Annotated in this window: 21 protein-coding genes; 9 read left to right on the top strand and 12 right to left on the bottom strand. The window is 73.5% G+C overall.

Translation table 11 applies throughout. The features are described from left to right. Nucleotides 1-73: 73 nt before the first annotated feature. Together ACYVO2_RS24685 and ACYVO2_RS24680 are read left to right on the top strand one after the other, a co-directional pair. The gene (locus ACYVO2_RS24685) at nt 74-2,596 is read left to right on the top strand and encodes an ATP-binding protein (protein ID WP_461010161.1); all 2,523 of its coding nucleotides are present in this window, start codon (nt 74-76) and stop codon (nt 2,594-2,596) included. Between the two features lie 112 nt (nt 2,597-2,708). Continuing rightward, nucleotides 2,709-3,389, top strand: a complete 681-nt coding sequence (locus ACYVO2_RS24680) for a response regulator (RefSeq protein WP_461010160.1) — start codon at nt 2,709-2,711, stop codon at nt 3,387-3,389. Nucleotides 3,390-3,606: 217 nt separating this feature from the next. Here ACYVO2_RS24680 and ACYVO2_RS24675 read toward each other — a convergent pair whose 3' ends face one another. Beyond that, nucleotides 3,607-4,584, bottom strand: a complete 978-nt coding sequence (locus ACYVO2_RS24675) for a hypothetical protein (protein ID WP_461010159.1) — start codon at nt 4,582-4,584, stop codon at nt 3,607-3,609. A gap of 198 nt (nt 4,585-4,782) precedes the next feature. On the opposite strand from ACYVO2_RS24675, the gene ACYVO2_RS24670 reads away from it, so the two are divergent. From ACYVO2_RS24670 to ACYVO2_RS24655, 4 genes are all read left to right on the top strand, one after another. After that, complete coding sequence (locus ACYVO2_RS24670; protein ID WP_461010158.1) at nt 4,783-5,067, top strand: heavy-metal-associated domain-containing protein; 285 nt, start codon at nt 4,783-4,785, stop codon at nt 5,065-5,067. A 107-nt stretch (nt 5,068-5,174) separates the two neighbouring features. Continuing rightward, nucleotides 5,175-7,439 (top strand): heavy metal translocating P-type ATPase, encoded by a 2,265-nt coding sequence (locus ACYVO2_RS24665; RefSeq protein ID WP_461010157.1) that lies wholly within the window; start codon nt 5,175-5,177, stop codon nt 7,437-7,439. A 76-nt stretch (nt 7,440-7,515) separates the two neighbouring features. Then, the gene (locus ACYVO2_RS24660) at nt 7,516-7,809 is read left to right on the top strand and encodes a metal-sensitive transcriptional regulator (RefSeq protein ID WP_461010156.1); all 294 of its coding nucleotides are present in this window, start codon (nt 7,516-7,518) and stop codon (nt 7,807-7,809) included. A gap of 159 nt (nt 7,810-7,968) precedes the next feature. Further along, entirely contained in the window at nt 7,969-9,012 is a 1,044-nt protein-coding gene (locus tag ACYVO2_RS24655; RefSeq protein WP_461010155.1) for a methyltransferase, read from the top strand. 178 nt (nt 9,013-9,190) lie between these two features. Here the strand turns inward: ACYVO2_RS24655 and ACYVO2_RS24650 are convergent, their stop codons facing one another. After that, nucleotides 9,191-10,636, bottom strand: a complete 1,446-nt coding sequence (locus tag ACYVO2_RS24650) for an MFS transporter (RefSeq protein ID WP_461010154.1) — start codon at nt 10,634-10,636, stop codon at nt 9,191-9,193. A gap of 432 nt (nt 10,637-11,068) precedes the next feature. Between ACYVO2_RS24650 and ACYVO2_RS24645 the strand changes: the two genes are divergently transcribed. Beyond that, the gene (locus ACYVO2_RS24645) at nt 11,069-11,617 is read left to right on the top strand and encodes a DUF4396 domain-containing protein (protein WP_461010153.1); all 549 of its coding nucleotides are present in this window, start codon (nt 11,069-11,071) and stop codon (nt 11,615-11,617) included. Between the two features lie 252 nt (nt 11,618-11,869). Here the strand turns inward: ACYVO2_RS24645 and ACYVO2_RS24640 are convergent, their stop codons facing one another. The 8 genes from ACYVO2_RS24640 to ACYVO2_RS24605 all read right to left on the bottom strand — a co-directional run bounded on the left by ACYVO2_RS24640 (nt 11,870) and on the right by ACYVO2_RS24605 (nt 18,336). Next, entirely contained in the window at nt 11,870-12,520 is a 651-nt protein-coding gene (locus tag ACYVO2_RS24640; RefSeq protein ID WP_461010152.1) for a DUF305 domain-containing protein, read from the bottom strand. A 90-nt stretch (nt 12,521-12,610) separates the two neighbouring features. Beyond that, nucleotides 12,611-13,030, bottom strand: a complete 420-nt coding sequence (locus tag ACYVO2_RS24635; RefSeq protein WP_461010151.1) for a DUF6153 family protein — start codon at nt 13,028-13,030, stop codon at nt 12,611-12,613. A 117-nt stretch (nt 13,031-13,147) separates the two neighbouring features. Continuing rightward, on the bottom strand, nt 13,148-14,593 hold the full coding sequence (locus ACYVO2_RS24630) for an MFS transporter (RefSeq protein WP_461010150.1): 1,446 nt from the start codon (nt 14,591-14,593) through the stop codon (nt 13,148-13,150). Between the two features lie 231 nt (nt 14,594-14,824). Next, nucleotides 14,825-15,433 (bottom strand): TetR/AcrR family transcriptional regulator, encoded by a 609-nt coding sequence (locus ACYVO2_RS24625; protein WP_461010149.1) that lies wholly within the window; start codon nt 15,431-15,433, stop codon nt 14,825-14,827. A gap of 585 nt (nt 15,434-16,018) precedes the next feature. Next, nucleotides 16,019-16,510 (bottom strand): peptidylprolyl isomerase, encoded by a 492-nt coding sequence (locus ACYVO2_RS24620; RefSeq protein ID WP_461010148.1) that lies wholly within the window; start codon nt 16,508-16,510, stop codon nt 16,019-16,021. Nucleotides 16,511-16,588: 78 nt separating this feature from the next. Beyond that, nucleotides 16,589-16,729: a hypothetical protein gene (locus ACYVO2_RS24615; RefSeq protein WP_461010147.1), complete on the bottom strand. Its 141-nt coding sequence runs from the start codon at nt 16,727-16,729 to the stop codon at nt 16,589-16,591. Then, nucleotides 16,726-17,592, bottom strand: coding sequence for a hypothetical protein (locus ACYVO2_RS24610; protein ID WP_461010146.1), 867 nt, complete (start codon nt 17,590-17,592; stop codon nt 16,726-16,728). The genes ACYVO2_RS24615 and ACYVO2_RS24610 overlap by 4 nt, the downstream gene beginning before the upstream one ends. 153 nt (nt 17,593-17,745) lie before the next feature. Then, a complete protein-coding gene (locus ACYVO2_RS24605) occupies nt 17,746-18,336 on the bottom strand; it encodes a TetR/AcrR family transcriptional regulator (RefSeq protein ID WP_461010145.1) in 591 nt (196 codons plus the stop codon). A 160-nt stretch (nt 18,337-18,496) separates the two neighbouring features. Here ACYVO2_RS24605 and ACYVO2_RS24600 point away from each other — a divergent pair, with 160 nt between their 5' ends. Together ACYVO2_RS24600 and ACYVO2_RS24595 are read left to right on the top strand one after the other, a co-directional pair. Continuing rightward, nucleotides 18,497-19,516, top strand: a complete 1,020-nt coding sequence (locus tag ACYVO2_RS24600; protein WP_461010144.1) for an aldo/keto reductase — start codon at nt 18,497-18,499, stop codon at nt 19,514-19,516. A gap of 204 nt (nt 19,517-19,720) precedes the next feature. Beyond that, complete coding sequence (locus tag ACYVO2_RS24595) at nt 19,721-21,232, top strand: hypothetical protein (RefSeq protein WP_461010143.1); 1,512 nt, start codon at nt 19,721-19,723, stop codon at nt 21,230-21,232. Nucleotides 21,233-21,293: 61 nt separating this feature from the next. Here the strand turns inward: ACYVO2_RS24595 and ACYVO2_RS24590 are convergent, their stop codons facing one another. Both ACYVO2_RS24590 and ACYVO2_RS24585 read right to left on the bottom strand, forming a co-directional pair. Then, nucleotides 21,294-22,889 carry an alkaline phosphatase D family protein gene (locus ACYVO2_RS24590; protein WP_461010224.1) on the bottom strand — a complete coding sequence of 532 codons (1,596 nt, stop codon included), beginning with the start codon at nt 22,887-22,889 and terminating at the stop codon, nt 21,294-21,296. A 164-nt stretch (nt 22,890-23,053) separates the two neighbouring features. Then, a complete protein-coding gene (locus ACYVO2_RS24585; protein ID WP_461010142.1) occupies nt 23,054-24,115 on the bottom strand; it encodes a S1 family peptidase in 1,062 nt (353 codons plus the stop codon). Nucleotides 24,116-24,651 lie beyond the last annotated feature (536 nt).

Genomic DNA, 24,651 nt, shown 5'->3' with positions numbered 1-24,651 from the left:
TCGCGCCTGCCGGCCGCGGGGCCCGCCGCGCGGCCGGCAGGCGTGACACTGGGGGGAGGAAGAGGAGGCATCGGTGAGACGCGGCAGGCTCAAGGTCTTCCTGGGGGCGGCCCCCGGGGTCGGCAAGACCTACCGGATGCTGGACGAGGCCCGGCGCAGGGCCGGGCGGGGCACCGACGTGGCCGTGGGCTTCGTGGAGTGCCACGGGCGCCCGCGCACCCAGGCGATGCTGGCCGGCCTGGAGATCCTGCCGCGCGCGGAGAGGGAGTACCGGGGCGGCGTCTTCCCCGAGATGGACCTGGCCGCGGTGCTGGCCCGCGGGCCCAGGGTCGCCCTGGTGGACGAGCTGGCCCACACCAATGTCCCGGGCGGCCGCAACGCCAAGCGCTGGCAGGACGTCCAGGAGCTGCTCGCCGCCGGGATCGACGTGCTGACCACGGTGAACATCCAGCACCTGGAGTCCGTCAACGACGTCGTGGAGAAGATCACCGGGGTGCCGCAGCGCGAGACGGTACCCGACGAGGTGGTACGCGCCGCTGATCAGATCGAGCTGGTGGACATGCCCGCCGAGGCGCTGCGCCGCCGCATGGCGCACGGCAACGTCTACGCCCCCGAGAAGGTCGACGCGGCCCTGTCGAACTACTTCCGGGTCGGCAACCTCACCGCGCTGCGCGAGATCGCCCTGCTGTGGGTGGCCGACCGGGTGGACGAGTTCCTCCAGGAGTACCGCGCCGAGCACCGCATAGGGCGGGTGTGGGAGACCAGGGAACGCGTCGTGGTGGCCCTCACCGGCGGGCCCGAGGGGGAGACCCTGGTCCGCCGGGCCGGCCGGATCGCGGACCGGGCCGGGCACGGCGACCTGCTCGCCGTGCACGTGGCGCGCGGTGACGGCCTCGCCGGGGCCTCACCCGCGGTACTGGCGAAGCAGCGCGTCCTGGTGGAGAGCCTGGGCGGCACCTTCCACACCGTGGTCGGCGACCACGTCCCCACCGCGCTGCTGGACTTCGCCCGCGCCGAGAACGCCACCCAGCTCGTCATGGGCACCTCCCGGCGCGGCCGGCTGGCCCGGTTCCTCGGTGGACGCGGCATCGGCGAGACCACCAACCGGATGTCCGGCGACATCGACGTCCACATGGTCAGCCACGAGCGGGCCGGCGGGACCCGGCTGCTTCCCTCCCGGGGCAGCCGCCACCTGCCCACCTGGCGGCGCGTCGCCGGCCCGGTGGCCGGGCTCGTCCTGCCCGTGCTGCTCACCGTCGCCCTGCACGGCCTGCGCGGCGGCCTGAACCTCACCAGCGAGGCGCTGCTGTTCCTGCTCACCGTGGTCGGCGTGGCCTGCCTGGGCGGGGTGGCCTCCGCCCTGCTGTGCGCGGTCACCGCCTCGCTGCTGCTGAACTACTTCTTCATCCGGCCCATGGGCGGCTTCACCATCAGCGAGCCCAACAACATCCTGGCCCTCGCGGTCTTCGCCGTGGTCGCGGTCGTCGTCGCCGCCGTCGTGGACCGCTCCCTGCGCCTGTCCCGGCGGGCCGCGAGCGCCACCGCCGAGGCGGCCACCCTGTCGTCCCTCGCGGGCAGCGTGCTGCGCGGCGAGCAGGCCGTGCCGGAGTTGCTGGAGCGCACCCGGCAGATCTTCGGCATGGACGCCGCCGATCTCGTTCCCCGACAGGACGGCGACCGCCTGGGGCGGCGTCCCGACGACGGCGTGTCCGCCCGGGTCCCCGTCGGCCCCGGCCACGACCTGGTGCTGCGCGGCCGCGCCCTGGCCGCGTCCGAGCGGCGAGTGCTGTCCGCCCTGGCCGCCCACCTCGCCGCCGCCCTGGAGCGCGCCCGGCTCGCCGAGGCCGCCGCCGAGGTGGAGCCGGTCAAGGCGGCCGACCGCATGCGCACCGCTCTGCTCGCCGCCGTCAGCCACGACCTGCGCAGCCCGCTCGCCGCCGGGTGGGCCGCGGTCAGCTCCCTGCGCAGCCGGGACGTGGAGTTCTCCGAGGAGGACCGCGACGAGCTCCTCGCCACCGCCGAGGAGTCCTTGGACCGGCTCAACCGGCTGGTGGACAACCTCCTCGACATGAGCCGCCTCCAGGCCGGCGCCCTCACCCTCCGTCTGGAGCCCACCGCCCTCGCCGAGATCGTCCCCCGCGCCCTCGACGGCCTGCCCCCGGGGACGCCCGAGGCCGTCACGGCACTCGGCCTGGAGGACGTCCCCGACGTGGAGGCCGACCCGCCGCTGCTGGAACGCGTCGTCGCCAACCTCGTCACCAACGCCGTCCGCCACAGCCCGCGGGGCACGCCCGTGATGGTGGCGGCCAGTGCCCTGGCCGACCGTGTCGAGCTGCGCGTCACCGACCGCGGCCCCGGTGTCGCCCCCGCCGACCGCGAGCGGATCTTCGCGCCGTTCCAGCGCATGGGCGACCACGACAACACCACCGGCCTCGGCCTCGGCCTCGCCCTGTCCCGGGGGCTCGCCGAGGCCATGGGCGGCACCCTCACCCCCGAGGACACCCCCGGCGGCGGCCTCACCATGGTCGTCTCCCTGCCCGCCGCGCCGTCCCCGCCCGCGGTGCCGCCCCCGGGCGAGCAGGAGGCCGTGCGGTGAGAGGCGCCCTGATCGTCGGCGACGAACCCGGCCACCGACCCGAGCCGTGATCATGACCGCACACCCCGGCGCACGACCGCGAAGGCGCACGCGTGAACAGGAGAACGACCGGATGACCCGAGTGCTCGTGGTGGACGACGAGCCGCAGATCGTCCGCGCGCTGGTGATCAACCTGCGCGCCCGCGCGTACGAGGTCCAGGCCGCGTACGACGGGGCGAGCGCGCTGCGGATGGCCGCCGAGCACCACCCGGACGTCGTCCTCCTGGACCTCGGCCTGCCCGACATGGACGGGGTGGACGTCATCCACGGCCTGCGCGGCTGGAGCCGGGTGCCCATCATCGTGCTGTCCGCCCGGCAGGCGTCGGGCGACAAGGTCGAGGCCCTGGACGCGGGCGCCGACGACTACGTCACCAAGCCGTTCGGCATGGACGAACTCCTGGCCCGGCTGCGCTCCGCCGTCCGCCGCGCCGCCCCCGGGCGGGACGAGGACACGTCCGTGGTCCGGGCGGCCGCGTTCACCATCGACCTCGCGGCGAAGAAGGCGAACCGGGACGGCGCCGACGTACGGCTCACCCCCACCGAGTGGCACCTGCTGGAGATCCTGGTGCGCAACCGCGGCCGGCTGGTCAGCCGGAAGCAGTTGCTCCAGGAGGTCTGGGGCCCGGCCTACGGCACCGAGACCAATTACCTGCGCGTCTACCTCGCCCAACTGCGCCGCAAGCTGGAACCGGACCCGTCCCGCCCCCGCCACCTGATCACCGAGCCCGGGATGGGCTACCGCTTCGAGCTGTGAGGCGGCTGCCGCGGCCGGCCGGGCCCACGGCGGCGAGCCCGGCCCCGCCACGGCCGAGATGGCCCGCGGGATCACCGCCGCCCTCGACGCCGCATGACGGGACGCGTCGGCCTGGGCCGGAGCGTTCGCCGCGCCCGTCGAACGGCCCCGACGGAACAGGGCGGTCGGCGCGTCCGATCACCGACGCTCCGACCGCCCTTGGCGCTTCCCGGGTTCGTCAGTGCTGGTGGCCGTCGTCCTGGTGCCCCTCGGTGTCGGTGGCCGGCTGCTCGCTGGGCTCCCCGGCGGCCGGTCCCGCCGTGACGGTGAAGGCGGCGGTGCGGACCTTTCCGTCGTGCTTGAAGTCGAGGAACAGGCGATAGGTGCCCTCGCTCGGGGCGGTGGCGGTGAAGGAGACGTCCGGGCCGGGCCTGGTGGTGCCGTCACCGGGCTCGCCGCTCGGGTGGACGTGCAGGTAGGCGAGGTCACCCGAGCGGAGCGCGACGAGGTGGCCGTAGGCGCCGAGGTAGGGCTGGAGGTCGGTGACCTCGCGGCCGTCCTTGGTGACGGTGAAGGTGACCTCCTCCCCCGCGCCGGGGCGCAGGCGGCCGTCGAGGGCCACGGTGTAGCCGTCGACGGTGGCGGTGCGGGCGGGGGCGGGCGTCTCGGCGGGCCGGTAGGCGCCGGAGACGGCCAGGTCGGCGCCGAGGGTGAGGCCGGTGGCTCCCTCGGCGGCGGGGGTGAAGTCGGCGAAGACGCGGTAGTCGCCCGCCTCGGGCAGGGTGACCGGGGTGCTCCAGGTGCCGTCGGCGGCGCGGTGCGGGTGCAGGTGGCGGTAGGTGGTCAGGTCGCGCGAGGCGAGGATCAGGTGCAGGTCCTTGCCGTGTTCGCGCTGGTAGGCGGTGACCTGGCGGCCGCTGCTGTCCCGGATGGCGAAGCGCAGCTCGGCGCGGCGGTCGGCCTGGATGCGGGGGGTCTTCAGGTCGAGGGTGTAGCCGCTCGCGGAGATCTGGAGGCCGCCGGGCGGGGTGCGCCCGCTGTCGGGGGCCGTACCGCCGCTCGGGGGTTGCTCCGTCCCCGGCGCGCTCGGCCCGTGGCCGGTGTGCGCGGCGGGTTCGGCCGTGACGGGGTCGGCGGCCTTCCCCACGCCGTAGGCGGCGCCGAACGAGGCGGCCAGGACGGTGGCGAACGCGGTGAGCCTTAGTGCGGTGTTCATGGCTGCTCCTTGAGCGCGGTGTGAGCGGCTGGGACTCGACGCACCGCCCAACATATACCCCTAGGGGGTATCTTCCAAGTCCCGGCAGGGCTTGCGAGCCGATAGGGGGTAGGGGTATACCTGTGACCAGTAAGGCATACCCCCCTAGGGTATAATCGACCGCAGGTCAGCACCTGCCGCTTCTTGGAGGAACACCTCATGTCGTCGTCCTGCTGCACCCCTGAAGGCACCTGCCACACCGCCTCGGCCGACAACTCCGCCACCGACGGCGTCACGACCGTCTACGCCGTGTCGGGCATGAGCTGCGGCCACTGCCGGACCGCCATCACCGAGGCCGTCGGCGGACTGGACGGCGTGCTGTCCGTGGACGTCGACGTCACCGGCGGCAAGGTCACCGTGACCACCGCCGCGGCCCCCGACGACTCCCTGATCGCCAAGGCGATCGACGAGGCCGGGTACGAGCTCACCGGCCGAGCCGCCTGACACCCTCCCCCTCGCCCTCCCCGGCGAGACGACAGCACGGCCGGGGCCCGGACGACCGAGCACTCCGGACCCCGGCCGCCCCACGCCCACCAGCCCGAGGAGCAGTGATGACCACCACCACGCCCGGCACCGCCGAGGTCGAACTCGCCATCGGCGGCATGACCTGCGCCTCGTGCGCCGCCCGCATCGAGAAGAAGCTCAACCGCATGGACGGGGTCGAGGCCACCGTCAACTACGCCACCGAGAAGGCGAAGGTCACCTTCCGCGACGGTGTCGCCGTGGACGACCTGATCGCCACGGTGGAGGCCACCGGCTACACCGCCACCGAGCGCGGGCCCGAGCCACCGCCCACCGGCCGAGGGGCGGGCGGGCAGGCCGAGGAGCGGGAGGCGGACGACGAGCTGCGGCCGTTGCGGCAGCGCCTGATCACCGCCGCCGTCCTGGCCGTCCCCGTGATCGCGATGGCGATGGTCCCCGCCCTCCAGTTCGAGTACTGGCAGTGGCTGTCGCTGACCCTGGCCGCGCCCGTCGTCACCTACGCCGCGTGGCCCTTCCACCGCGCCGCCTGGACCAACGCCCGGCACGGCGCCGCCACCATGGACACCCTGATCTCCGTCGGCACCTCGGCGGCGTTCGCCTGGTCGCTGTGGGCGCTGTTCTTCGGCACGGCCGGTGAGCCCGGCATGACCCACCCGTTCGAGCTGACCGTCGAGCGCACCGACGGCGCGGGCAACATCTACCTGGAGGCGGCTGCGGGCGTCACCGCGTTCATCCTCGCCGGCCGCTGGTTCGAGGCCCGCTCCAAGCGCAAGGCGGGCGCCGCCCTTCGGGCGCTGATGCACCTGGGCGCCAAGGAGGTCACCGTCCTGCGGGACGGCCGCGAGCGGCTCATCCCCGTGGCGGAGCTGAAGGTGGGCGACCGCTTCCTGGTCCGCCCCGGCGAGAAGATCGCCACCGACGGCACCGTGGTGGAGGGCACCTCGGCGGTGGACGCCTCCATGCTCACCGGCGAGTCCGTGCCCGTCGAGGTCGGCGTCGGCGACGCCGTCACCGGGGCCACCATCAACGCCGGCGGCCGCCTGGTGGTCGAGGCCGTCCGGGTCGGCGCGGACACGCAGCTCGCGCGGATGGCGAAGCTGGTGGAGGACGCCCAGAACGGCAAGGCCGCCGCCCAGCGCCTCGCCGACAGGATCTCCGGCGTCTTCGTCCCCGTCGTCATCGCCCTGGCGCTGGGCACCCTCGGCTTCTGGCTCGGCAACGGCGCCGGACTGACCGCCGCCTTCACCGCCGCCGTCGCCGTCCTGATCATCGCCTGCCCCTGCGCCCTGGGCCTGGCCACCCCCACCGCGCTCATGGTCGGCACCGGCCGCGGCGCCCAGCTCGGCATCCTCATCAAGGGCCCCGAGGTCCTGGAGAGCACCCGCACGGTCGACACCATCGTCCTGGACAAGACCGGCACCGTCACCACCGGCAGGATGACCCTGCTGGCCGTCCACACCACCCCCGGCGAGGACGAGGAACTCACCCTGCGGCTCGCCGGCGCCCTGGAGCACGCCTCCGAGCACCCCATCGCGCAGGCCGTCGCCACCGGCGCCGCCGCGCGGGTCGGCACCCTGCCCACCCCCGAGGACTTCACGGGCGTCCCCGGACTCGGCGTCCAGGGTGTCGTGGAGGGTCACGCCGTCCTCGTCGGCCGCGAGAAGCTGCTCGCCGAGTGGAGCGTCGAACTGCCCGCCGAGCTGAAGGCCGCCAAGGACGAGGCGGAGCGCGCGGGCCGCACCGCCATCGCCGTGGCCTGGGACGGCGAGGCCCGCGCCGTCCTGGAGGTCGCCGACGCGGTCAAGGACACCAGCGCCGAGGCCATCCGCCGCCTGCGCGCCCTGGGCCTGACCCCGATCCTGCTCACCGGCGACAACAAGGCCGTCGCCGAGACCGTCGCCCGCGAGGTCGGCATCGACGAGGTCATCGCCGAGGTCATGCCGCAGGACAAGGTGGACGTCGTCAAGCGCCTCCAGGGCGAGGGCCGCTCGGTGGCCATGGTCGGCGACGGGGTCAACGACGCCGCCGCACTCGCCCAGGCCGACCTGGGCCTGGCCATGGGCACCGGCACCGACGCCGCCATCGAGGCCGGCGACCTCACCCTGGTCCGCGGCGACCTGCGCGCCGCCGCCGACGCCATCCGGCTGGCCCGCAGGACCCTCGGCACCATCAAGTCCAACCTCTTCTGGGCCTTCGCCTACAACGTCGCGGCCCTGCCGCTGGCCGCGTCCGGGCTCCTCAACCCGATGCTCGCCGGGGCGGCGATGGCCTTCTCGTCCGTGTTCGTCGTCGGCAACAGCCTGCGACTGCGCAACTTCCGCGCCGCCGACTGAGACGCACCGCCGACTGTGGGGGGTGGACCGCACGGTCCACCCCCCACCGCTTTCACAGCACAGGAATGAGGCACCCATGCCCGGTCACGGCAACGGCAACGGCAACGGCAAGGACACCGCCCTGCGGCGGCTGCGTCGCATCCAGGGGCAGGTGAGGGCACTGGAGCGGATGGTCGAGGACGACGTGTACTGCATCGACGTCCTCACCCAGATCTCCGCCGCCACGGCGGCCCTCCAGTCCTGCGCTCTCGCGCTGCTGGACGACCATCTGAACTGCTGTGTCACCGACGCCATCGGCAAGGGCGGCGACGAGGCACGCGAGAAGGTCGCCGAGGCCTCGCAGGCCATCGCCCGCCTCGTCCGCTCCTGAACGGCCGCCGCGGACCGGGGGGAAACCCTCTTCCCGGAAGTCGGGTCGACCGGGACTCCAGCGATCCGAAACGACATTCATTGCCACCTGCCTCTCCCCTCGCCTACGCTTCTGATCACTCGTCAGTGAGCACCGAGTCGGACGTCACGAGGGGGAACCGTGGACCCTGATCAGAAGGCGGCGGCGCAGGCGGCGCGCGGGAAACTGGTGCAGATGATCCTCGGGCCCATGGCCGCCCAGGTCGTCGCGACGGCCGCGCGGCTCGGCCTGATGGACCGGATCGGCGACGGCGCGGCGGCCGCCGAGGAGCTCGCCCGGGAGTACGGCACCGACGCCCGGGCCACGTCGCGGCTGCTGCGGGCGCTCGCCGCGCTCGACCTGCTCGCCGAGACGGAGCCGGGCCGCTTCTCCGCCACCTCGGCCGGAGCGCTGCTGCGCACCGACCGGCCCGACTCGCTCCACTCCTTCAGCCTGATGTTCAGCGATCCGGCCATGCTGCGGGCCTGGGAGCACCTCGACGACAGCGTCCGCACCGGACGCACCGCGTTCGACGACGTGTTCGGCACGGACTTCTTCGCCTATCTGAAGGAGCACCCCGAGCTGTCCGCCCGGTTCAACGCGGCGATGAGCCAGGGCACCCGGGCGACCGCCGCCGCCCTGCCCGCGGCCTACGACTTCGGCCGGTTCGGCACCGTCGTGGACGTGGGCGGCGGCGACGGCACCCTGCTCGCGGCGATCCTGCGTGAACACCCCACCTGCCGCGGCGTCCTCCACGACACACCGGAGGGCCTCGCCCAGGCCCGCGAGACACTGGAGCGCGCGGACGTGGAGGACCGCTGTGAGCTGCGCACCGGCGACTTCTTCGCCTCCGTCCCGGCCGGGGGCGACCTGTACCTGCTCAAGAGCGTCGTCCACGACTGGGACGACGAACGGGCCGCCGCCATCCTGCGCCACTGCCGCGACGCCCTGCCCGAGCACGGCCGCGTCCTCGTCGTCGAGCCGGTCCTGCGGCCCACCGTGGACGGCACCACGCCCCCGGTGATGTATCTGACCGACCTGAACATGCTGGTGAACGTCGGGGGCCGCGAGCGCACCCGCGCCGAGTTCGAGACCCTGCTCGACCGGGCGGGCCTCACCGTCACCACCGTCACCCCGCTGCCGCCGCCCCTGGCCTTCTCCCTGATCGAGGCCGCCGGAGCATGAGGCGGCCGTTCCCGCCGGGCCCATGAGCACCCGGCAGGAGCCCCTCCCTGCCCGGGTCGCGCGCGAGGTCCGCTCATCCCTGAGCGCACGCGGCGGGACCGCCCGGTGCCTGTGGCTTCTCCGGGCGGTCCCGCCGCGTTCTCGATGTGGGGTGTCCCTGTGCGGCAGCCCACGCGGATCAGGCGCTCACGGACTCACCCGGGAGCCGCTCCGCGGGCGCTTCCTCCGCCGCGCCCCCGCCCGGCCCGCCTGAGCGCATCAGCAGGAGGGTGAGCAGGGCCCCGGTGGCGGCGACGGCGGCCGCGCCGATGAAGGCGGCGCGGAAGCCGTCGGTCAGCGCGTTCAGGTCGCCGATCCGGTCCGCGCCCCGAGAAGTGGCCACGGCGGTCAGCGCCGCGAGGCCGAGCGCCGAGCCGACCTGGTAGGTGGTGTTGACGATGCCGGACGCCAGGCCCGCCTGCTCCCGCGGCGCGCCGGACATCGCCGACATCATCGCGGGGATGTAGGCCAGGGACATGCCCAGGGCGGCGACCAGGGACGCGGGGAGCACGTCCACCGCGAAGGTGCCGGTCGGCTCCACCGCGGACAGCCACACCAGACCGATCGCCAGGGCGAGCAGACCGCCCACGATCAGCGGCTTCGCGCCGAGGCGGGCCAGCAGCCGCGCGGTGACGGCCGTCATGAAGATCATCAGCAGTGCCGTCATGGGCAGCAGGGCCGCCCCGCTGGCGAAGGCCCCGTAGCCGAGGACCTGCTGAAGGTAGAGGTTCAGGAAGTACCACATGGGGATCCACGCGGCGCCCAGCAGCGTCATCGCCAGGTTGGAGACGCCCAGGCCCGGGACCCGCCAGATGCCCAGCGGCATCAGCGGCGCCCTGCCGGTCCGCTGGACGAGGAAGAACAGCAGGAGCAGGACGGCGGCGCCGATCAGCCCGAGCACGGTCCCGGTGGAGCCCCAGCCGGCCTCGGGGGCCCGGACGACGGACAGGACGGCGAGCGCCAGACCGGCGGTGACGGCGACCGCTCCCAGGACGTCCACCGACCCGCGGCGGCCGGCGACGTCCGGGAGCAGCCCGGTGGCCAGCAGCGTGGCGATGCCGATCGGGATGTAGATGATGAACACCCACGGCCAGCTCATCCACTCGGTGAACACGCCGCCGAGGAAGACACCGGCCGTGCCGCCGGCGGGAGCGGCGGCCCCGTACAGGGCCATGGCCTTGCCCAGTTCCTTCGGGTCATGGGCGAAGAGCATCATCAGCAGCGTCATCGACGACGGGGCGATCAGGGCGCCGCCGGCGCCCTGCACGGCGCGGCCGGCGATCTCCACCCACGCGGTGCTCGCGGCGGCGGCGACCACCGAGCCGGCGATCATCACCACCCAGCCGCCGACGAAGATCCGCCGGGCGCCCAGCAGGTCGGAGAGCCTGCCGCCCAGCAGCAGCAGTCCACCGAAGGCGATGACGTAGGCGTTGAAGACCCACTGGAGGTCTCCCTGGGAGAAGCCCAGGTCCCGCTGCATCTCCGGGAGCGCCACGCCGATGATGGACGTGTCCATGATCACCATGAACTGGGCGGCGGCGAGCACCAGCAGTGCCCACCAGCGCTTGGGATTGACGGTTTGCATGACCCTTCCTCCTCCACGACACGACACATACCCCCGGGGGGTACCTTGACTCGCGGAGACAACATACCCCCCGGAGGTATTCCCGTGAAGCCCCGAGGGCGACAGGACGGCGCGCGGCGAGGGGCCCGCCGACGAAGGGGGCGGTCGCCCGCCCGGAGCCGGACGTTTCCGGGGGGCGAGGCGGGCCACCCGACACCGCGGCCCGTTCGGCCGGCCCGCCGCCGGCCCCGAGGTGGGCGCGGTCGGCACCCCGTCCGGCCCCCCTCCCCGGGCGCCGCGCGACCCGGGGCGCCACCGGCAGCCGGGAAGTCCGCCCACGGAATCCCTGGACAGATTCCCTGGACAGATACCCCCTGGGGGTATAACTTCCTGAGTGTGGAGCCGGAAGTCGGGTCCGCGCGGGAACAGAACAGCCAGGAAAGGGAGGACACCGTGGACCACGCGTCTCACCACGCCAGCGCATCAACCCACGAGCACTCCGGGCACGCCCACACCGACGGCAAGGACCACGGCCACGCCCACGGCCACCACGGCGGGCACGCGTCCGGAGCCTCGTGGAGCACCGCCGCCAAGGCGACCCTGCACTGCCTCACCGGCTGCGCCATCGGCGAGATCCTCGGCATGGTCATCGGCACCGCCCTCGGGTGGGCCAACGCCCCGACCATGGTCCTCGCGATCTCCCTGGCCTTCGTGTTCGGCTACTCCTTCACCCTGTTCGCGGTCCGCCGCACGGGCCTGGGCTGGAAGGCCGCCATCCGCGTGGCGCTGGCCGCCGACACCGTCTCCATCGCCGTGATGGAGACGGTGGACAACGCGATCATCGCGCTCACCCCCGGAGCCATGGACGCCCACCTGTCCGACGCGCTGTTCTGGACCGCGCTGCTGGGCGGCTTCGCGGTGGCGTTCGTGATCACCACGCCGGTGAACAAGTGGATGATCGGCCGCGGCAAGGGCCACGCCGTCGCCCACGCCTACCACTGACCCCGCGCCGCCGCGGCCACTGCCACCGCCGCGAGGGCGGCCGGACCGCCCTCGCACCGTCCCGCCCGCACGAACCTCCTCGTGCGGGCGGGACGGTGTGCGCAGGACCCGCGGGAACCTCCGCGTGCCCGCGCTCCCGGGAGGCGGAAGGGCGACCCGGCGGGTCGGGAAGGGACCGCCCGGTGGCCCCGGCGCACCGGATGCCCCGCGGGGTGGGGCGGCGCCGCCCCACCCCGCGGGTCTCCGCCCGGCTCACCTCTTGCCGAGCATCTTCTCCATCTGCCGGATCTCGGCGCTCTGGTCCGCGATGACCTTGTCGGCGAGCTCCATGGCCGCGCCGTACTCGCCGTCCTCCTTCTCGGTCCTGGCCATGGTGACCGCGCCCTCGTGGTGCTTGATCATCATGTCCAGGAACATGGTGTCGAACGCGGTCCCGGACGCCTTCTCGAGCCTGTCCATCTCGGTCGGGCTCATCATCCCGGGCATCCCCGAGGACATGTCGTGACCGCCGTGGTCCGCGCCCGCCCCCTCCTCGGGGACCTGCTCACCCCAGGAGGTGAGCCATCCGGAGAGCGTCCTGATCTCCGGCTCCTGGGCCCCCTTGACCTTCTCCGCCAGCGACTCGACGTCGGCGGACGAGGCCCGGGTCGCGGCGAGGTCGGCCATCGCGATGGCCTGGCGGTGGTGCCGGATCATGTCCTTGGCGAACGTCACGTCGGCGGCGTTGTGCGCGGCGGCCTCCGCGGGGGCACTCGCCGAGGGGGAGGCGCTCGGGCTCGTCGTGGAACCCGGGTCGTGGCCGCCGTGGCCATCGTCCGAGCCGCAGGCGGCCAGGACAGCGGCCGCCGCGGCGGTTGCCGCGACAAGCGCGGCACGGCGGGCGAGCGAACGGTGGGACGTCATGTCGTGAGTACTCCTGCTGCGTGGTCGAAAAGGCGCGTGCGGTGGCGGCGCCGCGCCGCCCGACAGGGCGTGCGGCGTCGCGGGGCGCGCCTATATGCGCAGGAGCTGGAGCTCGGCCAGGGACGGTGGGGCCCGCCCGCCGTCCGGCGCGTGCACGACCGGGGCGCGTACCGCCTCCGGCTCGATGACGGGGCGGGTCAGGGCCGGGAGGAGGGCGGGCAGCGCGGGCCCACCGGGCACCGCGCCGGACGCGCAGGTCTGATCGGCGTGGTCGGCGCCGCCGTGCCCGTCGCAGTCGTGACCGTGCTCGTCGCAGCCGTCGTGCTGCGCCGGGGTGACGACGGTGCCCGTCATCACGACGTCGGCCCCGCCCCGGTGCTCGGAGGCCGCCGTGGCGGCGGGACTCAGCCCGTGCATGCCGATGAGGCCCACCAGCAGGGCGAGCACGAGCAACCCGCTCGACCGCGGCCGACGCGGCCGCGGCCCTGCGAGCTGCCCGATACGGATCACGCCCACATGGTAGGTGCCCGCCGGACTGCTCCGTGCCGCCGCGCCCGGCGGGGCTGACCGGGTCCAGGTGGCCGTACTCCGATCCGTCGTCCCCGTGACCCGGTGCGCCACCGTGGCTCAGTGCGCGAGGACCGGCCCCTGGGAGGGGTCCGGGAGGCCGCGCGGCAGCAGCAGCGCCCCGGCCGCGGCCGCGGCCAGCGAGAGCGCGGCGCAGGCCAGGAACGCGTCGGCGAAACCGCCGACCGACGGCGCCGCTCCGCCGCCCGCCTCCAGGCTTCCGCCGGCGACCGCCGCCACCACGGCCACCCCGAGGGCGGAGCCCATCTCGTGGCAGGTGTTGACCAGGCCGGATGCCAGGCCCATGTCCTCGTGCGGCGTGCCGTTCATGGCGCTGGTGGTCGCGGCCACGAACCCGGCGCCCAGGCCGAGCGCGACCAGCAGGAAGCCGGGCAGCACCTGCGACCACGCGCTCCCGCTGTCGCCGACCCGGGACAGCAGGAGGCTGCCGAGCGCGGCGAGCAGGAAGCCCGCCGCGGCCGTGGGCCGCCAGCCGAGGTGGCCGATCACATGGGAGCCGGCGTGCGCGCTCAGCGTGATGGCGACCGCCACCGGCAGGAAGACCAGGCCGGTGTCCAGCGCGTCCAGGTCCAGGACCTCCTGCGCGTACAGGGAGCACAGGAAGAACATGGAGATCAGCAGTCCGGAGGCGGCGAGCATGACGAGGCCGCCGCCCGCGAGGTTGCGCCGGGTGAGGACGGCGAGCCGGACCAGCGGGGCCCGCACCGACCGCTCCACCGCGACGAACGCCCCCGCGCAGGCGGCGGCGCCCGCGAGTGGGAGCAGCGCCGACGCCGAGCCGAAGCCGTGGTCGCGGGCCTGGACGAGACCGTAGATCAGCAGTGCGGGCGCGGCCGTCATGGTGAGCGCCCCGGGGAGGTCGACACCCCTCGGTCCGTCACCGTGACGGCCGTGCGGGCGCGCTTCCTCCTTCAGCACGGCGGCCACGGAGAGGAGGACGACGACACCGACCGGAACGTTGACGAAGAAGATCCACTCCCAGCCCGGCCCCGAGGTCAGCAGGCCGCCGAGGAGCACCCCGAACGCGGCGCCGCTGCCTCCGACGGCGGCCCACACACCGAGCGCCCTGTTGCGCTCCTGGCCGTGGAACATCGAGGTGATGACGGCCATCGCGGCCGGGGAGAGCATGGCGGCGCCCACCCCCTGGGCGGCGCGGGCGGCGATCAGCGTGCCGCCGCTCTCGGCGAGGCCGGACAGCAGGGACGCGGCGGTGAAGACGGACAGCCCCGCCAGGAACATCCGTTTGCGGCCCACCGCGTCGCCGACGCGGCCGCCGAGCAGCAGCAGGCTGCCGAAGCAGAGCGTGTAGGCGGTCACCGTCCAGGTCAGCTCGGCGGGGGTGAGGGCCAGTTCCTCGCCGACGGTGGGCAGCGCGACGTTGATGACCGTGACATCGACGATCAGCATGAACTGGGCCATGCACAGCAGGGCCAGGGTCAGCCAGCGGCGGGGCGGGGCGGGTACGGCGGCGTGCTCGCGGGTCACCGAGACTCCTGATATTGAACAGTGGTGTAAGGGTTACCGTAGCCCGCGCGGCCAAGGATTGTGAACATCTATGTAAAGTTTTCGCTGGCGCTCGGCGCTCACCTGAGCGACCGGACCCGGCGCTCCGCGGCGAATCCCGCCCGAGCCCTCGCCCTCACCCCGCCGCGGCCGCGCCCCCTCCCGGTCGCCTCCGGCCCACCGGGCGGCTCGGGGCCACCGCTGCCGCCCCTGTCAGCTCGGCGCGGGACGCATCGCCGAAAGGAGGGTGCGCCCCAGGACGTCCGGAACCTGGTCGGCGGACAGCCTTCCGGCTTGGACCTCCGCCGCGGCGGCGTGGATGAGGGTGTGGAAGACGGTCACGAGCCACTCGACGGGCAGGTCCCGGCGGATGACGCCCTCCCGCCGCCCCCGGAGCAGCAGCTCACGCAGGGGAGCGAGCGCCCGTTCGTGGTGTTCACGCATCCGCGCCGGGCTCAGCGCGGTGGAGACGGCGAGGAACAGGGCGGAGTGACGGTCCAGGACCTGCCAGGACGACCGGACCAGGCCGAGCAGGGCCTCGTCCGCCGGGACCGCTTCCCCGGTCCGCGCCTCCAGCACCGCGGAGGCGTCCTCCACCACGCGCTCCAGCACCGCCTCCAGAACGGCTTCCCGGGTGGGGAAGTGCGCGTACAGCGTGACCCGGCTGACCCCGGCGGCGCGGGCGATGGCCGACATCCCGGCCTGGGGATCGGCGAGGAAGCAACCGGCCGCGGCCACGACGATCGCGTCGCGGTTCCGCTCAGCGTCCGCCCGGCGACGAACCGGCGCCGTCCGCGGCCCACCGGGGATCTCACTCGGCATCGGCGCCTCCGCGCGTGGGCTCCGCACCCGAAATCTTGACGACGCTGTTCATCTTAGCGGTCATGGCGCCGGTCACCGCCGTCGGCCTGGGCTCGCGATCCCACCCCTCGCCCTCGCCCGACACGGCCGGACGGCGAACGACCGCGCTCACGACGATGTGCTCACTCGGGCCGCGGCGAAGGACCCTCTCCCCCGGCCGCGCCGAGCACGCGGAACAGACTGGCGCGGAGCGCGCCCTCCGCGTCCTCTCCAGACAGGCGACCGGCGTCCTGCTCCTCGCTCGCGGTATGGGCGAGCGCGACGCCCGGCACCGAGGAGGGGTCGGCGTGATCGAGCGCGGTTACGGCGTCGGGGGCATGGCCTGCGGGCACTGCGCGGCGTTCGTCCCCGGACCGCCCCCGCTCCCCGCGGTCGGCTTCGGGCCGGCAGCTCGATCGGCGCCGCGCCCCACGAGGCCGCGGCTCCGCGGCCTCCCCGCCGGCCACGGCTCCTGCCCGCGACCCCGCCGGGACGGCGTACGGGCAGGAGCCGCCGGGCACGCCCCGGTGCCCGTCCGGCGACGACGGCGGTGCCGAAGCGGGGGCCTTACAGCGTCCCGCAGTCCGCGATGGTGATCCTCGTCCTCGGGGTGCCCGACTGGCTGCCCTGGGACTCGATCCTCTTGACGAGGTCGTAGCCCTCCACGACCTCGCCGAACACGACGTGGGCGCCGTCCAGCCAGGAGGTGACGACGGTGGTGATGAAGAACTGCGAGCCGTTGGTGTTCCTGCCCCGGTTGGCCATGCTGAGGAGGCCGGGCTTGGTGTGCTTGAGCGAGAAGTTCTCGTCGTCGAACGTGTCGCCGTAGATGCTGCGGCCGCCGGTGCCGTTGCCGTTGGTGAAGTCGCCGCCCTGGAGCATGAACTCGGGGATGATCCGGTGGAACGACGACCCCTTGTAGCCGAAGCCGTGCTCGCCGGTGGCCAGTTCCCGGAAGTTGCGCGCGGTCCTGGGCACCACGTCGTCGTAGAGCTTGAACTCGATCCGCCCCGCGGGCTGGTCGCCTATCGTCATGTCGAAGAACACGTTGCTGGTCATGCCCTCATGATCCCATCACGCTCCCCGCCCCGCCGACGTACGCCGAACTCCGGTGCCCGGCCACCGCGCGGGCGCTGATCACGCCCCGGTGGTGTCGCCGGGCGGAGGGCGGCGCGGACCGCCGCGCACCCGGCGCAGGGCCCAGGTGACCGGGGCGGCGGCGAGGGCCGCGGCCAGGCCGCCGAGGAACTCCGGCAGGGCGGCGGCGAGGAGGTTCACGGGGCGCCCGCCCGGGTGCGTGCGGCCGCCGCGGCGCGGGCGTGGTGGCGGGCGGCGAGGCGCTTGAGTTTGCGGCGGACGCGCTCGCCGGTGGCGACGGGGTCCTCGGCGCCCGCGTACAGGGCGGCCTCCGCCCATGTCGTCACCCCCCGCTCGGCCCAGGCCAGGGCCACGATGCGCTCGTCCGGGCGCAGGCGGCTCAGGACGGCGACGAGGCGGGTGTCGTCTCCCCCGCGTTCCAGGCCCGCCCGCTCGGGGGCCGCGCGGTCCGCCACGAGGTCGTACAGGGTGAGCCCGTCACCGAGCGGGGTGTCGAGCAGCAGCAGCCGGGAACCGCGGGTGCGGCGCCGCCACAGCGGCATCAGTTGGCGGTGCAGCCGCTCGGCCTCCCCCTTCAGGCGGCCGATGATCCGGGGGTCGAGGCGCTCGTCGCGCATCAGCGGGGCGTTCCAGTCGCCGAGCAGCGCGGTGGACACCGCCTCGCGCCACCGTGCGCCACGCCGCCCCAGGACGTCCGTGGTGAAGCGGTCCACCACCTGGTCGGCGCCGAGCACCGCGGCCTCGCGCGCCTGGAGCGCCTGCACCAGCCGCGTGGTGTCCGCGTCGAAGGGCCTGACGGGCTCCGGGGGCGCGTGCGGGTCGTCGGCGAAGTACCGCCGGGAGACCGAGCCGTCCTGTTCGAGCGCGACCAGGACGGGGCGGCGCACCCGTGGATCGCCGCCGATCACCAGGACGTTGCGCCGGTCGCCACGGGCCCGGACGAGTGTCACGCGCGGGCCCTCGTCGCAGGAGAGGGCCGGTATGCGCAGCGGTGGCGTCGGCGCGTCACCCGCGCTCTCGGCGGCGGTTGTGGGGGCGGTCATACGGACGTGGACTCCTCACCGGGATCGGGGACAGCTTCCCTTCTCGGCCCCGGGCGGCGTGGCATCCGGCAATGAATCTCCACCCCTGGCATGTGATGCGCGTCACTCCCCCGCGGGTGCTCGCGGGCGGGAGTCCGCGGTCGGCGGCGGCGGTCAGTCCGGCCGGCGCAGTCCTTCGACGAGGAGCCCGACCAGCCGCCGGGCGTCGTAGCGGGGGTCGCTGTCCGCGCCGATGCAGAGGTTCCCGACGCCGCGCATGAGCTCGTGGGCCCCCAGGTCGGAGCGGATCTCGCCGGCGGCGGCCGCGGCTTCGAGCAGTTGGGCGCACACGGGCACCAGGCGGTCGAGGAAGTAGGCGTGCAGCGCGTCGAAGCCGGCCTCGTCGGAGTGCAGCACGGCGGCGAGTCCGTGCTTGGTGACCAGGAAGTCGACGAACATGTCGATCCACTGCCGCAGTGCCGCGTGCGGGGTCGCGGCGGCGGCCAGCAGGGCGGGGCCGGCGTCGGCGCAGGCGTCGACCTGGTGCCGGTACACGGCGATGATCAGGTCCGCCCGGGTCGGGAAGTGGCGGTAGATCGTGCCCAGCCCGACGCCGGCCCTGGCCGCGATCTCGCGCACGGGCGCCTCCACGCCCGATTCCACGAAGACCGCCGCGGCCGCGTCCAGCAGCGCCTCCTTGTTGCGCCGGGCGTCCTTCCGCCCGGCCGGGGCCGCCCGCCCCGCACCCTCGCCACTCCCGCCCACCGCGCGACTCCCTCCACCACCGGCCTTGCAAAACGGAACAGCGTTCCGTAACGTCGTTCCGGAACAAGGTTCCGATTTCCCGATGATGGCAGAGCACGAGCCCGGTCACCAACTCGTGCATCGTCCCACCCACCGCTTTGTCTCCCATGGAGGAGCACGCATGCAGTACCGCACCTTGGGCCGCACCGGTGTGCAGGTCAGCTCCCTCGCGCTCGGCGCGATGAACTTCGGCCGGATCGGCCGCACCACCCAGGACGAGGCCACCGCCATCGTCGACGCCGCCCTCGAGGCCGGCATCAACCTCATCGACACCGCCGACATGTACGGCGACGGCGAGTCGGAGGAGATGGTCGGCAAGGCCATCGCCGGCCGCCGCGACGACATCGTGCTCGCCACCAAGGCGGGCATGCCCATGGGCGAGGAGCGCAACCACCGGGGCGGCTCGCGCCGCTGGCTGGTCACCGAGCTGGACAACAGCCTGCGCCGCCTCGGCGTCGACCACGTCGATCTCTACCAGCTCCACCGGTGGGACCCGAGCACCGGCGACGAGGAGACGCTGTCCGCCCTGACCGACCTGCAACGCGCGGGCAAGATCCGCTACTTCGGCTCCTCGACCTTCCCCGCCCACCGCATCGTGCAGGCCCAGTGGGCCGCCCGCGAGCACCGTCTGAGCCGTTACGTCACCGAACAGCCCAGCTACTCGATCCTGCAACGCGGCGTCGAGGCCCACGTCCTGCCGGTGACCGAGGAGTACGGGCTCGGGGTGCTGGCGTGGAGCCCGCTGGCGTCGGGCTGGCTGACGGGCGCGGTCCGCGCGGGCCGGGAGATCACCACCAACCGGTCGTCGCTCCTGCCGGAGCGCTTCGACCTCGCCGTCCCCGCCAACCGGGCCAGGCTCGACGCCGTCGAGAAGCTGGCCCTGGTCGCCGACGAGGCCGGACTCACCATGATCCAGCTCGCGCTCGGATTCGTGACCGCGCACCCCGCCGTGACCTGCGCGCTCATCGGCCCCCGCACACCGGACCACCTGCCCGCGCAACTCGCCGCCGCCGACACCGTGCTCCCCGCCGACGTGCTCGACGCCATCGACGCGATCGTCGCCCCCGGCACCGACCTGGCCCCACACGAGAAGTACGACACTCCGCCCGCGCTGCTCGACCCTTCCCTGCGCCGCCGCTGACCGCCCACCGGCACGCAAGGACCAACACCCGGCCCCGGCGCGGCCGCCCAGGGCGTGCGCGGTGTCGTGGAAGTGCGCGTTCCCCGTGGGGCACCGAAGGTCCGGGTTCCGTCGTCCGTGGCCGGGGTGGGTGTTGGTGGGTCGGGCGCGTTTAGGATCTTGGGCACTTTGCATGTTCATCACATGATTCGGCGGAAGGTGCCCATGGGACGTACACGGAGATCCAGGCTGCTGGCCTGTGTCGCGGCGACGGCCGCGCTGTTCACCGGGGTGAGCGCGCAGTCGGCGGTCGCGGAGGACGCGCCGACGATGACGCGGCTGTCGCTCAGTGGCGACAAGTTCAAGATGACCGACACCAGTTATGTGGCGGCGACGAACAACCTCTACAACAACCACCTCACCGACCACGCCGACCTGACGGACGTCGTCACGACGAACTACACCAAGAACTCGTCCGGCGCGACCGACAACTGGATGAACCTGCGGTCGATGCGCGCCTGCTCGGGCAATGAGACGAAGGCGCTGCCGCCGGTGACCACCAAGACCGCTTGGTGCTGGTCGTCGGCGCACGCCGACGACACCACCGCGCGCTGGTGGCCGCAGGGGATGAGCAGCACCGGCACCGCCGACGGCGGCGACGGCGCCATCCAGGGCAAGCACGTCACCGCGGTCGCCTGGCACTACAAGACGTTCAAGGGCGAGGACACCAGCAACGGCTGCAAGTCCAACAACACGATGAAGCTCACCTTCATCGACCGGGACACCGGCAAGTACCGCCACGTCCTGCTCGTCGAGCCGACCAGCACCTCGTCCACCGCCTCGAACTTCAAGTACGTCACGGGGCACGGCGGCGGCATCGTCTGGTACGCGAACCACATCTACATGACGGACACCGCCCACGGCATCCGCGTGTTCGACATCAACAAGCTCGCCAAGGTGGACACCTACGGCTCGGGTGTCACCGGCTACGGCATCAGCAACGGCAGGTCCAGCGCGTGCGGCTACCCGTACGTGCTGCCGCAGGTGCACTACTACCAGCAGGCGGGCACGCCGAGCTCCTGCGCCGCCAACGGGAGCAACGGCGTGATGGACCCGGACCAGCTCTGCTACTCGTGGCTGTCGCTGGACAAGACCGGCGGCGGGCCGTTCAAGCTGGTGACGGGCGAGTGGTTCGGTGAGCTCAACGGCGGCCGGGTGGTGCGCTACCAGCTCAACCCGGCCGGCTCGGCGACGTATCCGGGGCTGCTGAACATGTCCGGTGGCAAGACCGTCATCGAGGACGCCTACGCGGCCTCCCGCTACCGGGGCCTTCAGGGCGGCATGACCTGGACCGACGGCCAGGGCCTGCTCCACTTCGCGTTCCACAAGGGCTGCGGCACCAAGCCGGCCGTGTTCTCGCACACCTGGGTGGGCGACACTCGGGCCCCGACGGCGTGCACCAACGCCGAGGGGAAGGCCACCGGGAACTGGGCGGTGGGCACGCCGCAGGCCCTGAGCCACTGGCCCAAGCTCGACGCGACGCAGGTGGACGAGCTGTGGGGGCTGACGGAGCACATCTGCCCGAGCAACTCGCTGAAGGCGAACCACCCGGACGACTTCAAGGACGCCACCGGGGACGGTGACGCCTGCCTCGGCTACGACAGCGAGACCTCGATGTCGCTGCGGACCGTCTTCTCCGTGGGCTTCAACGACCCCGAGGTGCAGAACCGGCACTGACGCCCCGGCCGGCCCGGGACACCGAGGGGGCGCCCACCGCGGTGGGCGCCCCCTCGGTCCGTCACACCCGGTGGGCGCCGGGGCGGCCGTCCTCGACCAGGAAGGAGGCGAAGGTCTCCGCGGGCACGTCGGGTCGGCTGACCGTGCCGACCATCCGCAGGTCGGTGCGCCACCGCCGGCGGTCGAGGGTGCAGCGCACATAGCCGCGCCGGTCGCCGTCGAAGAAGCGGATGTGCGGGTTGTGGCGGATCATCGGGCCGTAGTAGGGCCCGTACACTTCGCCGTCCCCGTTGCTGGAGACGGAGGTGCCGACGAACTCGGTGGCGACCACGGGCGAGCCGGGGTCGTCGAAGTCGCGCCGGATGTCGTTGACGAAGGTGGAGTGCCAGTCGCCGGTGATGACGACGGGGTTGCGCACCCGGGCCTCGGCCAGATGGCCGGTCAAGCGGTTCCGGGCGGCGGGGAAGCCGTCCCAGGCGTCGTGCCACAGCGTGTCGCCGGAGGGGCCGTCGTGGTCCAGGCGGGCCATCATCACGTTGCTGGCCAGGACGTTCCACCGCGCCCCGGACCGGGCGAGGCCGTGCTCCAGCCAGCTCTCCTGCCGCCGGCCCAGCATGGTCACCGACGGGTCGTGGGCGGAGTCGCAGGCGGGCGCCTCGCCCCAGCCGCAGGGCGGGACGCTGCGGTACTGGCGGCCGTCGAGGACGTTGAACTCCGCGAGGTCGCCGTAGGCCAGGCGCCGGTACAGGCGCATCCCGCCGTCGCGCGGGATGGCGGCGCGGCGCAGCGGCTGGTGCTCGTAGTACGCCCGGTAGGCGGCGGCGCGCAGGGCGGCGATGCCGCCCTCGTACTGCGAGGTCTCACCGGCGTAGTCGTTCTGCACCTCGTGGTCGTCCCAGGTGACGACCCACGGGAAGCGGGCGTGGGCGCGCTGGAGGTCGGGGTCGCTCTTGTAGAGGGCGTACTGGAGCCGCCAGCGGTCCAGGGTGCGGCAGGCCGGGCGCAGTTGCTCGGGCACGGGGGTCCGGCGGAGGCCGCCGTCGGCCGGGATGCCGCCCTCGTACACGTAGTCGCCGAGGTGGACGACGAGGTCCAGGTCCTCCTCGGCGAGGTTGCGGTAGGCCGAGTAGTGGCCGTCCGGCCAGTTCTGGCAGGAGGCGAAGGCGAACGACAGCCGTCCCACGCGCGCGCTGCGGGCGGGCGCGGTGCGGGTGCGGCCGACCGGGGACAGGTCGTCCCCGCAGCGGAACCGGTACCAGTACACGCGGTCGGGGCGCAGGCCGGTCGGCTCCACATGCACCGCGTGCGCCAGTTCGGGCAGCGCCCGCACCGTGCCGCCGCGCACGACCCGGCGCATGCCCTCGTCGGTGGCCACCTGCCAGTCCACGGCCACCGGGCGGTCCGGCATGCCCCCGCCGCCGGGCGCCAGCGGGTCCGGGGCCAGCCGGGTCCACAGCACGAAGCCGTCGGGCGAGGGGTCGCCCGAGGCCACGCCCAGCGAGAAGGGGTAGCCCCCGAGCCCGCCGCGCGGGGCGGCCAGCGCTCCCCGCTCCAGGGGCACCTGGGCCAGCGCCGCGAACCCGGCGAGACCGCCCAGCGCCTGGACGAACCGTCTGCGATCCCAGTCCGTCGGACGGGGGAAACCGGACAAGGCCACCACTCCCGGAGATGTTGCCGATGTGCGAACGCCGGTCATCCTGGGCCCGCCCGGTGACCGCCCGCTGAAGCCGGCATGACATTCGCCGGTCCGTCTCGCCGCCCGGCGCCGACGGCCCGGCGCCCGGCGCGGTGCCGGGGGCCGGGCCGTCGGCGGGGTTCAGGTCAGTAGACCTCCATGCCGTGCCAGGCCAGCGCCTCGTTGACCGGCTGGGCGAGGCTGTCGCAGCCGTCGTTCCAGGTGATGTTGCCGGAGTTGATCCCCAGCGCCGCGTCGCCGTGGAAGACGGGGCCGCCGCTGTCGCCCCTCTCGGTGCAGTTCGTCCACCGGAACAGACCGCCGACGTTGCCGTCGCCGTAGTTCACGGTGACGTTCTTCTGGAGCACGTAGCCGCAGATCCAGCCGGTCTTGAAGCCGCTGCTGCACAGGTACTCGTCGGCGCCCGGGTCACGCGAGTGGGTGATGTTCTGGTAGCTGCCGTCGTGCAGGTAGACGTTCCCCGGCTTGCCGATGTCGGCGTTGTAGTGCCGGACCAGCCCGAAGTCGTTGGTCGGGTAGGACCCGCCCACCTCGTAGCCGACGTAGGTCCCGGCGCCGTTGCGCCAGTCGGCGGTCCCGGGCGCCGCGTGCAGACAGTGCCCGGCGGTGAGGAAGAACAGCGAGTTGTTGTCGCTCTTGCTGCGGACGTTGAAGCCGAGCGAGCACTCGATCAGGCCGCCGACCGCCGAGATGTAGTTGCCGCCGGAGATGGTCTTGGTGAGCTCGCCGTCCTCCCTGCGGGTGACCCGCACGGCGGAGCCGAAGGGCTCGGCCGTGCGCAGCAGCCGGGCGTAGTCGGCGTCGGAGACGCGGCTGTCCGCCTCCACGCTCACCCGGTTCGCCTTGATGTCCGTGCCCCACGTGGTGCCGGGGATGCTGATGGACTCGTTGAACGCCGCGGTGACGGCGTCCAGGTCCGCCGCGCTGTGGCTGACGCGCCGGGCGACGCCGCCCGCCTCGCGGACCTCGGCCGCGGCGGCCTCGTCGGTGACCGTGACCACCAGCCGCTCGCTCTCCCGGTCCACATAGACGCCGCCGGTGCGCTCCGGGCCGAGTTCGCCGGTCAGCGCGGTGGCGGCCCGGCCGCTGATGCCCGCGCTGACGGGGATGTCGCGCGGGTCCGACGCGGCGGCGGCTGCCTCCTGCGGGACGGACAGGAGACCGACGAGCAGGAGCACCGCGGGCACGGGTCGCAGTGCGGCGCGGCGCGACCAGAAGGATCTCGCTCTCAAGGCAGGTTCTCTCCGCTCGGGGCTGTGAGGGGTGGTGCGGACGACGGCGGATGGCCCACCTGGTCGCGCGCGGTCGGCCCCGAAACTATTCGCGCAGATGTTCGCGTGACCACCACTGGGAGTTGGCCAGTGGGTGACCAGACGGTGCCGCGCCTCCCCGGCTCGGGAGGTCAGGCGGTGGTGGCGCCTTCCAGGAGGGCTTGTTCGACGTGGCCGCGGCAGGAGCAGGAGCTTCTGGCGCATGGTCAGGTCCGGGATCCGCGGGTAGGTCCAGCCGCCGGTCTCCGGGGCCGCCTTCTCGAACTGCCGGGAGGGAAAAGTGGGAATAAAAGTGATATTCGGTAAAGGGGGGTGGCGCTGTTCGGTTGGAGGGCCGCGGTTGAAGGGCCGCGGCTGGGGTTGGGGTTGGGTTCGGGGGGTGGGGTTGGGTTCGGGGGTGGGAGGTGGTCAGGTGCTGATGCCGTGGCAGAAGGAGATGGCGAGGTCGTTGG

It is taken from the genome of Streptomyces capparidis, assembly GCF_054782095.1.
This window is presented reverse-complemented; position numbering and strand designations above follow the sequence as displayed.

Bases quoted from the DNA above. Each gene is read 5' to 3' on its own strand.
- ACYVO2_RS24625 (WP_461010149.1), bottom strand. From the start codon at position 15,433: ATGCCGAGTGAGATCCCCGGTGGGCCGCGGACGGCGCCGGTTCGTCGC.
- ACYVO2_RS24595 (WP_461010143.1), top strand. From the start codon at position 19,721: ATGGGACGTACACGGAGATCCAGGCTGCTGGCCTGTGTCGCGGCGACG.
- ACYVO2_RS24675 (WP_461010159.1), bottom strand. From the start codon at position 4,584: ATGAACACCGCACTAAGGCTCACCGCGTTCGCCACCGTCCTGGCCGCC.
- ACYVO2_RS24680 (WP_461010160.1), top strand. From the start codon at position 2,709: ATGACCCGAGTGCTCGTGGTGGACGACGAGCCGCAGATCGTCCGCGCG.
- ACYVO2_RS24650 (WP_461010154.1), bottom strand. From the start codon at position 10,636: ATGCAAACCGTCAATCCCAAGCGCTGGTGGGCACTGCTGGTGCTCGCC.
- ACYVO2_RS24660 (WP_461010156.1), top strand. From the start codon at position 7,516: ATGCCCGGTCACGGCAACGGCAACGGCAACGGCAAGGACACCGCCCTG.
- ACYVO2_RS24600 (WP_461010144.1), top strand. From the start codon at position 18,497: ATGCAGTACCGCACCTTGGGCCGCACCGGTGTGCAGGTCAGCTCCCTC.
- ACYVO2_RS24665 (WP_461010157.1), top strand. From the start codon at position 5,175: ATGACCACCACCACGCCCGGCACCGCCGAGGTCGAACTCGCCATCGGC.
- ACYVO2_RS24620 (WP_461010148.1), bottom strand. From the start codon at position 16,510: ATGACCAGCAACGTGTTCTTCGACATGACGATAGGCGACCAGCCCGCG.
- ACYVO2_RS24640 (WP_461010152.1), bottom strand. From the start codon at position 12,520: ATGACGTCCCACCGTTCGCTCGCCCGCCGTGCCGCGCTTGTCGCGGCA.
- ACYVO2_RS24610 (WP_461010146.1), bottom strand. From the start codon at position 17,592: ATGACCGCCCCCACAACCGCCGCCGAGAGCGCGGGTGACGCGCCGACG.
- ACYVO2_RS24670 (WP_461010158.1), top strand. From the start codon at position 4,783: ATGTCGTCGTCCTGCTGCACCCCTGAAGGCACCTGCCACACCGCCTCG.